We start from the raw sequence: 12,530 nt of genomic DNA on the forward strand, positions 1-12,530 counted from the left end.
AATCGTGCGCCAGAAATGATGCATCCAACCTATGAATGCCCCCTTGCCGGGTCAAGGCATGGTCACGCAGCGATGATGGCGGCCAGCTCCGCGTCCAGCGCGGCGCTGGAAATCTCCATCATCTCAATGGTTTCCGTCCAGAGCAGGGCGGCGCGCACGGGCCGGTCGGGATACAGTTTCGCCAGCACCCCGCGATACAGGGCGAGCTGCCGGATATAGGCTTTTGGCGCGGCCACGAGCTTGCGGGGCGGATTGTGGTTGGTCTTGTAATCGACGATTCGCACTTCTGTGGATTTCGCCACCAGCCGATCAATCTGCCCCGACACGAGAAAGGTCGAGCCGTCGAGGCGCTTGAGGCGGCCGGCCACCGCGACCTCCGCCCGGCTGCCCGGTGCGAACAGCGCAGCGAGACCTGGCTCGGCCAGCAACGTGAGCACCTGCCGGGCCAGGGTGCCGCGCTCGATTTCGGTCCAGTTGCTGGCGTTACGGGCGAGAAACGCCATCGCCGTGTCCTGTCGCTTGTCCGCGGCGATGTCGGGCAGCGATTGCAGCAGCCGATGCACCAGATTGCCGCGCTGCCGGGCCATCTTCCGTTGCCGTTCCGTGTCGTCGCCGCGCGGTGCGAAGCGGTCGTCATCCTCCGCGTCCGAAGGCCGCAGCAGGCTTTCGCGCCGCGGCTGATCGCCGGCCGTTCCGCGTAGCCAAGCCGGCTGTTCGATCGGCGCAGCCGCCGTTACGGTCGCCGCGGTGCTCCGCGCCGGCGCGGTGTCGCCCGGCTTGGTATAGCGCTTCACCACGCCGTCCGGCGCGCGCACCTCTTGCAGATGCAGGCCGGATGTTTCCAGTCCCTTCTGGATCAGGTCATACCAGGAATGCTCGCGCACGGCGTTGCGGTTGCCCGGCATGCAGCCGCCGACAATCAGCCGGTCTGCCGCACGCGTCATTGCCACATAGAGCAGCCGCCGATATTCGTCCTCGGTGTCCTTGATCATCGCGGCGCGGGCCGTCGCGACCGCTTCCGGATCATCGCTCTTCTTGCCGGCCCAAACCACGACGCCGGCCGCGCCTGGCGCGGCATTGCCTGTCGGTAGCTGGATCAGGTTCATCCGCTGCGAGTCAGATGGGGACGAGGTCGTGTCCACCATGAACACAACCGGTGCTTCCAGACCTTTCGCACCATGCACGGTCATCACCCGCACCTCGTCGCGCGTGATCTCCATGTCGCGTTTCACTTCAGTATCCGCCGCGCGCAGCCAGGTGACGAACCCTTGCAGTGACGCTGGCGCCTTGCGCTCGTAACCGAGCGCAAGTTCGAGGAATTCGTCGAGCGCATCATTGGCCTCATGGCCGAGCCGCCGCAGGATGCGCGCCCGCCCCCCATCGCCGCCGAGCAGCCACGCATAGAAGGCGAACGGCGTCTCGCTGGCGAAGTGTCGTTCGCAGGCGATCAATCGTGCCAGCGCGCCATTCAGCTTGGCATCGCCGGCCGCCTTTTCGCCGAGCGAGGCGCGCAGCGACAGTCCATTCCGGTCCCACGCGATCTTGAACAGGTCGTCGTCGTCGAGTCCGAACAGCGGGCTTTTCAGCGCCGTGGCGAGCGCGAGGTCGTCCTGTGGCAGCAGCAGCGCATCGGCGAGGTTCATCAGATCGATGATGGCAATGTGCTCGGTCAGTTTCAGCCGGTCGGCGCCGGCCACGGGAATATCGGCATGTTTCAGCGCCTGGATGATCGCATCGAACGCCGCACCGCGCCGCCGCACCAGGATCAGGATGTCGCCATAAGACAGCCGGCGCCGCTTGCCGAGCGGTCCTGTCTCTGTTCTTGCCGCGAGCAGCGCCTTGATCTCCGCCTGAACGCGCCGCGCCAGCTTCACCTCAGGGCTGGTCTCGGAACGCTTGTCGAACGGCGCGTCCCAGCCCTCGATGCTCGGTCGCTCGTCGGGCTGTTCCAGTTCCCACAGGTCGATCAGGCTCGGTCCGGCATCCTCCAGCGATTCATGGCCGGGCGGCGCGCTGTCATTGTGAATGCTGCGATAGATCGCTTCATCGCGAAACACGTGATCGACCGACTGCAGGATCGCTGCGCCGGTACGAAACGAATAGGTGAAGGCGACCGGATCGAATCTCAGTCCGGCATTGGTGAAGCGTGTCTGCAGCGCGCGCCGGCGTTCGTCGAACTCGCGCGGTGCCGCGCCCTGGAACGAGAAGATCGACTGCTTCTCGTCGCCGACGGCGAAGATCGTCCGCTTGACGCCGTCGCGCGCGCCTTCGCCGGAGGTGAATTCCGCGATCAGATGCGTGAGAATATCCCATTGCCGCGGGCTCGTATCCTGTGCCTCGTCGATCAGCACGTGATCGACACCGCGATCGAGCTTGTAATGTACCCAGCCTGCGGCGCCGCTATCGAGCAGCGCCAGCGTCCGGTCGATCAGGTCGTCATAATCGAGCAGCCCGCGTTCGATCTTCTCGCGGCGATAATTTTCCGCCACCTGGCTTGCGATCGCCAGCAGAGCCTCCGTGCGTTCGCGCGTGGCGACGCCGCGGCGGCGGTCCAGCAGCGGGATGATGCGCTCGCCCTCGCGCTGCAGAGTGGCCAGCACATCGGGGCGGTCATCCGAAATCTTCTTGGTCGCCAGCGATTTTCGCAGGCTCTGCTCCTTGGTCAGGAACAGTTCGAGATACTTTTCGACCTGCTCGGTGCCGAAGAGAACGAGCGCGTCGCGCAGCCGCGTTGCCTGATCGCCATCGGTCTTGCTGCCGGTCGCAAGAATGTCGGCGGTGGCGATCCAGTCCCTGCGCGGCAAATGCGGGCCATCGACGATCTCAAGCTCGATCGCCTCGCGTGTATCGGTCGCGGACACGCCGAGCGTCGCGCAAAGCTGCGCCATCGCGATCTCGGTCGAGCCGGCATGAGCGATCCACGCCAGAAACTTATCGCGGCTCAGGCTCGCTTCGCGCACGACTTCGCGGAAGGTGACATCGGCGGCCGAAGTCATAGCGACAGTCAACGCCCTGCCTTCGGCGCTATCGGGCGCAGCTGCGGCTTGCAGCAGCACCTTGAGCGACGCGCGCTCCATCATCTCGTTCTGGTCGCGATCGTCGAGCACGCTGAAGCGGGCCGGCACGTTCGACTCGAACGGAAATTGCTGCAGCAGCCGTGTGCAGAGGGCGTGGATGGTCTGCACCTTGAGTCCGCCCGGCGTCTCCAGCGCGCTTGCGAACAGTTCGCGGGCTCGTGCGCGCATCCGCGCATTCGGCGTGGCTACGCCCGCATTGCGAATTTCTGTATCGAGCGCGGCGTCATCCAGCGTGACCCAATGCCCGAGCCGCGAAAATACGCGTTCCGCCATATTCGCTGCGGCGGCCTTGGTGAAGGTCACGCACAGAATTTTCTCCGGCGGCACGCCGTCGAGCAGCAGACGGATCACGCGGTTGACCAGCACATAGGTTTTGCCAGAGCCGGCATTGGCCGAAACGAATACCGAGGATGACGGGTCCGAAGCCAGCTTCTGCCTTGCCGTCGCGGCGTCGGGAATGTTGCGTGGGCCGCTCATGCCTCGGCTCCCCCGGAGGTGCCGCCATTGGCGGACCACTCCTTGATGCGAGCGAGATCGTCATAGGTGCCGTAGCGGTTCGACCACATGGACAGCGCGAGGGATGTGTAGCCCTGCGTTTCGTCCTCGAATTTTCGAATGAGGCCTTCGAGACGTGCGCGCGCCTCGATCGCGGCATCGTCGGGATGCTGCGGCTCGTCCTTGCGCTCGATACGCAGCTCGATGGGACGTTCCTCACCTGGTGGGTTGTTGCCGCTGAGGCGAACATAAGTGAGTTCGCTCACCGAGCTGCCTGCGGCAATGCCCGGGAAGCCGCCTTCGCGCAGGATCGCGGCTTCCAGCGTGAGCTGCGGCGACAGCCCCATCCTCACCTGTTTGCCCGTTGGCGGATTGCCGGTTTTGTAGTCGAGCAGCGCGAAGGTGCGGTCCGTGCGATGCTCGATACGGTCGGCGCGCGCTGTCAGCGTAAAGATCCGGCCTTGATCGAGCGGAATCCTGATTTCGCCTCCCACTTCCGCATCGATGCTGGCAACATTGATACGCCGTTCGATCTCCCAGTTCGCAAACCAGGATGCGATGCGCAGGAACCGCGGCCACCACAGCGCTTGCGCCTCCGGGCGGTTCATCAGTGGAGCGAAATGCGCTTTGCCGATGTTGCGAAGCGCCGCAGCAGGGTCGGGCGGCAGCGCCTTGCTGAACTCCAGCGTGAAATCGCCGATCGCATTGTGGATCGCCGAGCCGCGATCGGCGGCGGACAGCGGCATGTCCACGGGATCGAGCGGCGCGAGACCGAGAATGTATTTCGCATAGATCGAATAGGGATCGCGCAGCCAGTCCTCGATGGCAGTGACCGAGAGGCGCAGCGGCCGCGCGATCAGTGGCGGCTTCGGCTCCGGCTGCGTGATCGGCGTGACCTTGTCGGGCTGGTCCAGCGTTTCAGCATAGCGCACATAGGTCTCGCCGGCCTTGACCGCGGCTGCCCAGCGGTCCTCGCCCGCCACCGCTTCCAGGCGATGCAGGAACCGCGAGGCGACCGCCGGCGCACCGCCGACCTTTGCGGCATGGCTGAGGATCACTTCGTCATGGCCGAGCAACTGCACGAAGTCGTGGGCGGTGAGGCCGATGCGGCGCTCCGGCAGGTCGAGGCCGAGCTGGTTACGCATCGGCCGGCTCAGCCACGGGTCGATTCGTGGCGACGGCGGCCAGACACCCTCGACAAGGCCGCCGAGAATGACGCGATCGGATTGTGTGAGACGTGCCTCGAGCTGACCAAAGATGCGGAGCTTGGCATCGGCGACCTCCGGCCGTCGCACGATGCGATCGCCGAAGGCGGTCTGAAACACTTCCGGGTAGTCGCGCAGTTGCAGCGTAAGCCCGGAGAGGCGCAGCCGGTCCGCGCCGCCATCCTCCGGCGTCTCCATGACGCAGAGATCTTCGAACGCGTTCGCTAGCGCATTGCCACCTGTCCGGCCGGCCAGCGCAATGGCGCCGCCTTTGTCGTCGCGCGACAATCGCTCGATCGCCTCGCGGTGTCGCCTTGCGACCTCGGCGAAATCGATGGGGCGGGTCGGATGGATGCTCTCCAGCGGCGCCAGCGCCGTCTGCAGTTCCGCGATCAGATCTTCGGTACGGTCGAGCCTCTCGCCAGCGAGCTTCGCCCTCGGCTCTGCCGCGTGCAACATCGAGGCCTCACGGCGATGCAGCTTGCCGAGTTCGTCGCGGAAACGCGCGAAATCCTGTTTGAGTCCCGCAGTGCCCGGCGCCGGTCGCGTGCCGCGCAGCAATGCCAGCTCCAGCGTTTCGATAGCGTCCTTCCAGCCGTATGCCTGCTTGCCGAGCCGAAACAACGGATGTTTCAGCAGCGCGAGCAGCGTTGCCGGCTCGAACTGTTCGGCCGCAGCCTCGGCAACGAGTCGCGTGAAAATGCCTGCAGATGTTTCGGTCAGCGAATCGCCGCCGGAATCGTCGAACAACAGGTTCCAGCGTCCCAATGCCGCCATCACGCGCCGCGCCAGCGCGCGATCCGGCGTCACCAGCGCGGCGGATTTGTTCTGCTCATGGGCCTCGCGCATCGCGATCGCTATGCTGAGCGCTTCCATTTCCGGATTGGCGGCGGCAATGACAGAGAGTTTCGTCATGCCCGCAGCGATCTTCTGCTGAACGACGGGCTCGGCAAGGCGCTGATGCCATTGCGCCGTCGCATTGGACGGCCGCATCGCCTCCGAAGCCAGCAATTCGCGCCCATGTGGCGAAGGCGTGCCGAGGACGGTCACATCGCTGCGCTTGATATCGAAACGTTCCAGCAGCGCATGCAGCGCATATTGCGGATGGTTCGATGCAGAGGATTCGACGAAGCCCAGCACGTCCCTGCTGCCGCCGATCAGCTGCCACGAGGCCTCGTCCAGATCGGTGTCGAGGCCCGGTAGCACCACGGCGCCGTGCGGAAGCTGCGCCACTGCGTGCAAAAACTTCGCCGTGGTCGGCATCGAGCCGGTGGAGCCTGCGGCGATAATCGGCCCGCCTTTGTGCGCCTTCAGCCGCGCCGCTTCTGCATCGATCAGGAGGTCGCGCCGCACCGCCGGCTCGATGGCGTCGTGCGCCGTCATGATGTTCGGCCACACCTCCCTGGCGATGGAAAGGAATTGCAGCGTCAGTTGCCAGTAGCGGTCGAGCGCATCGGGCACGAGGCCGTCGAGCGCGCTCCACTTGACCTGGCGTGTCGCCATGTCATCCATCAGCCGCCCCAGATCGTCGGCCAGCGCGAGTGTAGAGGCGGGGCCGCCCACCACCAGCGGTGCCTGTGCGGGATCGCCGGGCGCGAGCCGCTTGGCCCAGGCGCCGATCAGTTGCGCCAGCAGCAGGCGGCGCTGCAGGCCATCGAGCGCGCGTGGCATGTCGGGGAGGTCCAGCGTCTCGGGCGCCGCCGCGTGCGCGAAAACGAGTTCTTCTTCATCCACATCGCCGAGCGGTACGATGCGTGGCAACAGCACGGCATCGCCGCCAAGCACGTCGAGAAACGCTTCCTGCGCCATGCGTCCCGCGCGCCGCGTCGGCAGGTACAGCGTGACGGTGGCGAGCTTTTCGCGATCATCGCGCGCCGAGAAGCCATCGATCAGCGTGCCATCCACCAGCGCCGCGACCAGCGTGCGCAGAAACGGCGCGGAAGGTGGAATGGTGAAAACGCGCATGATCGGCCCGATTCGGAGAACCGGTGCATCATGGCATGGGCGGCGCCGCTAAGGGAGTCGCGTGCTCCGAACCTCATGGTGAGGAGCGCGCCCTTTGCGCGCGTCTCGAACCATAAGCTGGCCGGTTCGGAGCGTAGCAACCATCCTTCGAGACGCCGCTACGCGACTCCTCAGGATGAGGGTGGAACTCAGGGCTGCTCGCTAAGCCACGCTTGCCAGGAACGCATCTTCCGCGGCGCGCACCGCGTCCGGCGTGCCGACATGCATCCACACACCGTCCAAACGCAGGCCGTAAAGACGCTCGGCTTCATTGGCGCGGTCGAACAGCTTTGTCAGCGCAAACTCACCGGAGGGCGCATCGGCAAAAATCGCAGGCGAAAGAATCGCGACGCCGGCATAGACGAACGGCACCACCTGATTCTCTTTCCGGCGGCGCAGCGTGCCATCGGCACGCATCTCGTAATCGCCCTTGCCGCTATAGCCGATGCTGTTCGCGGTCGGTGCCATCAGCAGCAGGATATCCATCTTCGCCGGATCGAAATTCTCTGCGAGGCGCACGAGATTGGAGCGCGCGCCGTCGATCCACAGGGTGTCGGCATTGAGATGATAGAACGGCGCGTCGCCCAGCAGCGGCAGCGCCTTCTTGACGCCGCCACCGGTGCCGAGCACCTGGTCGCGTTCGTCGGAGATGATGATCTTCGGCGCGGTGCGCGACTTGACGTGATCGATAATCTGATCCGGCAGGTAATGTACATTGACCACGGCCTCGCCAATATCGGCGGCAGCGAGCTTGTCGAGCACGTGATCGAGCAGCGGCTGGCCGGCGACGGCAACGAGTGGTTTCGGCATGGTCTCGGTGAGCGGGCGCATGCGCAGCCCGAGGCCGGCAGCGAGAACCATGGCTTTGGTGGGCTTCACGGACATGACGATGCGTCTTTGGGTTCGACTCGGATGACGATTGGAGTGTAGCACGCCGTGCGGTATCGCGCATAAATTGATCGAGCAATAAGCGGACGATGTGACGACGATGCGACACCGTAACGCGCGTCAACAGCGCTTAGGCGTTCGCTGCTTCGCTCTCCTGCGGTCTGGAATTTTTCTTCTTCTTGTCGCCGGGTTTGAGGAAATTCACGCCGATCTGGTCGCCATTCACCCAGCCGAGTTCGCAGCGTCGATAAGCCAGGCCGGTGGATGACAGCAGCAGGAAGAATTCTTTCAGGTTAAGTCCTTCGACCGAGCTTCCGACGGTCAGCTTCGCACCGGTTTCGGATACGTCTTCGAGAACGCAGGCGCGGCGCCAAGTGCCGTCGATGCCCATCATCTGCGCGGGAAAGCCGCGCTCGAATACGACCCGATGATCCGTTCGTCGTTCCGTCGTCATGCTGACCGATCCTTACGCAACACCGCATGCCCATCACGCGAGGCATGGCCGATCCAGACGACAAGAGTAAGGCGATCGTGGCTAAGATTGCGTTAAGGATTGGGGGATGGGTGCACGTGACTGTTGCCGCCCGGCTTCTGCGATTAGACTGCACAGACGTCGTTTACTGGATCTCCGCTTTTGCGGGGATCGCATGCGGGGCAGACGGATCGTGCTATCCCCCCGGCGCCGGTACATACCGCTCATACCATGCGCGAAATTCAGCCAGCCGCGGATGCGCCAGCGAACGGGTGAGATAGGTCCAGATGCGCGGCTGGTGTTTCAGATAGTGTGGCTTGCCGTCGCGGCGGTTCAAACGTGCGAACGTTCCCAGCAGCCGTGTGTTCCGCTGCGCGGACATGATCGCATAGAGCTCCGCAAAGCCGGCGGCGTCGAAATCCGGCGCCGCTGTGCGCCGTGCCTTGATGTAGCGCGACAGCAGGGCGAGCTCGGTGGCCTCGGGCACGTCGATGCGCGCATCCTGTAGCAGCGAGACGACATCATAGGCCGGCGGACCCAGCACCGTATCCTGGAAGTCGATGACACCGATCCGGTTGATCCCGTCGCGCTCCGGCAGCCAGATCATGTTCGGCGAATGGAAGTCGCGCAGCACCCAGGTGCGCACCGTGACTTCGATCGAGGTGAGAAGATCGCGCCAGAGCGCGATGAACTCCGCCTGCAGTACCTCACTCGGCGCTGCACCGCGATCCGGCAGATACCATTCCGGCATCAGACCCACTTCGATCAGCAGCGCTTCAGTGTCGAAGACTGGGATCGCATAATCTCGATGCGGCAACAGCGGCAGCGTGTCCGGTAACGTCTTGCTGTGCAGCATGGCAAGCATGTCCGTCGCCGCCTGATAGCGCTCGACCATTGGCGCGGGAGGCGATCCCGCGATCACGCCTTCCGTACCGAAGTCCTCGGTGATCAGAAAGCCTGTATCGAGGTCGGCATGATGGATGACGGGTGCGGAGATGCCTTGCGCGCGCAACCCATTGGCGATGGCGACAAACGGCTTCACGTCTTCGGCCAGATGCACCGCGGCACTATACGACTTGCCGGCATAGATGGGCGCGCCGTCCGGCCGCTTCGGCGCATTCATCAGGATGAAAACGCCGTCATCCCTGATCAGCCGCGCATAGGAGCGTGTCGACGCGTCGCCCGCCATGCGTCTGCGGTTGGCCTCGAGATAGCCCGCCTGTTCGAGAAATTCCCGCAGCGCCTGCAGCCGCTGCACGATCGTTGCGGCCTTGCCATAACCGGTAATCTCTGCGGCGCGCGCCAGCGAGCCGAGCGCCGGGCGATGCGTCAATGCAATGTCGATGCGGTCGGCGGGCAGATCGCCCGCGGCGCGCTCCGGCCATTCGATCAGCGCGACGGTGCCGTCGGGCAACGGGGAGAGGCCGATCTCCTCCATCTCGGCGGGATCGGTAATGCGATAGAGATCCGCATGCACCAGCGGGAACGATGGCAGGTCGTAGCTCTGCGCCAGCGTGAAGGTCGGGCTCGGCACTTCCAGTTCGTCGTCGTCCGCGAGATAGCGGATCATCGCCCGTGCCGCAGAGGTCTTGCCGGCGCCAAGATCGCCGGACAGCGTGATCACATCGCCGGCGCCGATCAGCAGCGCGAGATCGGCCATCAATGCTGCTGTGGCCACTTCATTGGGCAATGCGAGCGAAAAGGTAAAAGGCGTGCTCATTCGGCCGCGTTGCGGTGCGCGGACTGGTCGAGTGGGAAGTCGCAGCTCACCGTGGTGCCGCGTCCCACCACGGAGTCGATCCGTACCTTGCCGCCATGCAGTTCGACGAAGGAACGCACCAGCGAAAGGCCGAGGCCGGCGCCGCGATGGCGCGATCCGTTGGCGTGGCTCTCGAACCAGTCGAACACCTTGTCCTGCTTGTCCGGGGGGATGCCGGGGCCGCGGTCGGTCACCGAGAAGGTGATCATGTGTTCGCTGCGGGCAGCCTTCAGGGTTACCGCAGAATCATGTGGTGCGAAGCCGACCGCATTGGCGAGCAGATTGTACAGCACCTGCACCACGCGGCTCTCGTCGCCGATGAAGCTGCCGATATCGGCACCGACATCCACCTGCAGCGCGATGCGGTCGCGCGCGAGGCGGTCCTGCACGCCTTCGGCCGCGGCATCGATGGTCTTGCGGATGTCGATCGGGCCGAGATTGAGCGACATGGCGCCGGCGTCGATGGTGGCGAGATCGAGAATGTTATTGATGATCGCCAGAAGCGCCGAGGTAGAGGTGGTGATGTAGTCGAGATATTCGGCCTGCTTGGCCAGCAGCGGGCCGGTCGAGGAATCGCTGAGCAGGTGTGCGAAGCCGATGATGGTGGTGAGCGGCGAGCGCAGCTCGTAGGAGACGTGGTGGACGAAATCCACCTTCATCTGGTCGGCTGCCTCCAGCGCCTCGTTGCGCTCGCGCAGAGCACGTTCGACATTCTCGGCATCGGAAATATCCTGGAATGTGAGCATAGTGGCGCCGTCGGGAAGCGGCATGCACATGCAGGCCAGCACGCTGCCGTCCTTGCGTTCCATCTTCAGCGGCACCGGCGCGCGATTGTCGATGGAGGTGATGGCGCCGCGGATCGTCTGCCACACCAGAGGTTCGTCGAACAGCGGCTTGCACCATGTCTCGACCATCTCAATATGCGGCTGCTGTTCCAGCGCCTCGTTCGACAGCCGCCACATCCGGCCGAACGCGGGGTTGAACAGTTGTGCGCGGCCGTTGCTGCCGAACACGGCGACGGCCTCGCCGAGCGCATCGAGCGTTTCGCGCTGAACGCGGATCAGGCCGTCAAAGCGGCGGGCGAGATCGAGCCGTTCGGTGACATCGTCGAACAGATAGGTGACGCCGCCTTCGGGATTCGGCGTGGTGACGATGGAGAGCGCGCGGCCATCCGGCAGATACCAGATATCCTTGTGCGCTTCGTTGGCGTGATAGGCTTCGTGCAGCTTCGTCTTCCAAGTGCGGAAATTCGGCTGCTCCGGCAGTTTTCGTGCAGCACGGAGGCGGTCCAGCACGCTGGAATCGTCGGGATTGCTGTCCAGAAAGACCCGATCGAGATCCCATAGTCGTCGATAGGCGTCGTTATAGAAGGCGAGGCGGCGCTGGGCGTCGAACACGGCGACGCCGGACGAGAGCTGATCCAGCGTGCGGCGATGGGCCTCCGCCATGCGGATCAGCGCCGTCTTCAGCGTGGCGGCTTCCGAAGCGTCGATCGCCATGCCCGCGCTGCCGCTGCCGATGCGTGCGGCGTGCACGTCAAAGATCTTGCGCTCGCCGGAGATCACGATCGGCACGCGCGCGGTGAACGGCTGGTTGTCGTTGAGGGCACGCGCGAGACTGGCACGATGGTCGCTGTCGAGCAGTTCCAGATTGCGGGCGATGGCGTCCGCGGTATCGGCCGCCTCGGTGGCACGCACATAGGCGGCATTGGCGAAAGCCAGCTTGCCGTCGGCGTGGCGGGCCCAGATTGGAGATGGCGCCGCGTTGGCGAAACCGCGCAGCGTGTCGCTCTCTTCCACCAGTTCCCGGTAACGCAGCGTCATTTCGGCGAGCTCGCGACGCAGGCCAGAAAGCTCGCGGATGCGCAGGATGGCCTGTCCGCCGATGGCACGGCCCATCGCTTCGATGGCGCGGCCGGTCGTGGTGGTGAGATTGAGGACGAAGCCTTCGCCGGCGTCGAGCAGCGCATCGATGGCGTGATCCATGCGCAGCGCCGGCTCCGGCGGCAGCCAGGTGCCGAACGCGAGAATGCGCTGCGGCTGATGCGCCTGCGGATCCTGCGACATCATGATCGCGGTGTCGCCGGAAATTTCGGGGCGGGTTTCACCGGCGGCCCAGGAGATCAGCACCTGCGGTTCCGTGAACAGCAGCGCGCGATAGCGGTCGGTTTCGGTCTGCAGCGCGTGCAGTTCGTTGCGCAGCCTGGTCTCGGTGCGCGCGGCGCGCTGGCGATTGCGCATCAGCAGGATCGCGCAGACCACGGAAAAGCCGAGTACCGCGCCGCCGGTGGTGAGCGCCGCGATCTCCTGACGGTCGAGGTCGAGCAGCCCGGCCACCGTCAACGGCACGTCTTCAGTGGCGAGTGCACGGGTGGTGGCGAGTATTGCGGACGCACCGACGCCGACGAGCCCGTCACGCACCATGGCAGTGCATGAGAGCAAGGTCCGACGCATCGCCGCGATCACGCCTGACATCCTTCGCCCCAAAACTGCACGACTCCCCAGGCGGTTCCTGCGCACCGCCGCAACGAATCGGAGGAGAATATCTGCTTCGGGAGTCGCCGGGTAAGAGTCCAGACCGTGAACGTGAATCAAGGGGTTAAGAAAAGGGCCGGTGTTTGAATCGAATTG

Annotated in this window: 6 protein-coding genes; all 6 read right to left on the minus strand. The window is 64.7% G+C overall.

What is annotated here, in order from left to right; genetic code table 11:
* Positions 1-62: 62 nt before the first annotated feature.
* The 6 genes from addA to E0H22_RS01895 all read right to left on the minus strand — a co-directional run bounded on the left by addA (position 63) and on the right by E0H22_RS01895 (position 12,374).
* Positions 63-3,554, minus strand: coding sequence for a double-strand break repair helicase AddA (gene addA / locus E0H22_RS01870; protein WP_233024077.1), 3,492 nt, complete (start codon positions 3,552-3,554; stop codon positions 63-65).
* Complete coding sequence (gene addB / locus E0H22_RS01875) at positions 3,551-6,742, minus strand: double-strand break repair protein AddB (RefSeq protein ID WP_233024078.1); 3,192 nt, start codon at positions 6,740-6,742, stop codon at positions 3,551-3,553. Before addB ends, addA begins: the two co-directional genes overlap by 4 nt.
* A 201-nt stretch (positions 6,743-6,943) precedes the next feature.
* Complete coding sequence (locus tag E0H22_RS01880; protein WP_233024079.1) at positions 6,944-7,666, minus strand: nucleotidyltransferase family protein; 723 nt, start codon at positions 7,664-7,666, stop codon at positions 6,944-6,946.
* Between the two features lie 133 nt (positions 7,667-7,799).
* Entirely contained in the window at positions 7,800-8,123 is a 324-nt protein-coding gene (locus tag E0H22_RS01885; protein ID WP_233024080.1) for a PilZ domain-containing protein, read from the minus strand.
* A gap of 214 nt (positions 8,124-8,337) precedes the next feature.
* Positions 8,338-9,861, minus strand: coding sequence for a tRNA (adenosine(37)-N6)-threonylcarbamoyltransferase complex ATPase subunit type 1 TsaE (gene tsaE, locus E0H22_RS01890; RefSeq protein WP_233024081.1), 1,524 nt, complete (start codon positions 9,859-9,861; stop codon positions 8,338-8,340).
* The gene (locus E0H22_RS01895; protein WP_233024082.1) at positions 9,858-12,374 is read right to left on the minus strand and encodes a sensor histidine kinase; all 2,517 of its coding nucleotides are present in this window, start codon (positions 12,372-12,374) and stop codon (positions 9,858-9,860) included. The genes tsaE and E0H22_RS01895 overlap by 4 nt, the downstream gene beginning before the upstream one ends.
* Positions 12,375-12,530: the final 156 nt, after the last annotated feature.

Source organism: Rhodopseudomonas boonkerdii (assembly GCF_021184025.1).
Classification (GTDB): Bacteria; Pseudomonadota; Alphaproteobacteria; order Rhizobiales; family Xanthobacteraceae; genus Tardiphaga; species Tardiphaga boonkerdii.

Coding starts and splice junctions, on each gene's coding strand:
- addA (WP_233024077.1), bottom strand. CDS start 3,554: ATGAGCGGCCCACGCAACATTCCCGACGCCGCGACGGCAAGGCAGAAG.
- addB (WP_233024078.1), bottom strand. CDS start 6,742: ATGCGCGTTTTCACCATTCCACCTTCCGCGCCGTTTCTGCGCACGCTG.
- E0H22_RS01880 (WP_233024079.1), bottom strand. CDS start 7,666: ATGTCCGTGAAGCCCACCAAAGCCATGGTTCTCGCTGCCGGCCTCGGG.
- E0H22_RS01885 (WP_233024080.1), bottom strand. CDS start 8,123: ATGACGACGGAACGACGAACGGATCATCGGGTCGTATTCGAGCGCGGC.
- tsaE (WP_233024081.1), bottom strand. CDS start 9,861: ATGAGCACGCCTTTTACCTTTTCGCTCGCATTGCCCAATGAAGTGGCC.
- E0H22_RS01895 (WP_233024082.1), bottom strand. CDS start 12,374: ATGTCAGGCGTGATCGCGGCGATGCGTCGGACCTTGCTCTCATGCACT.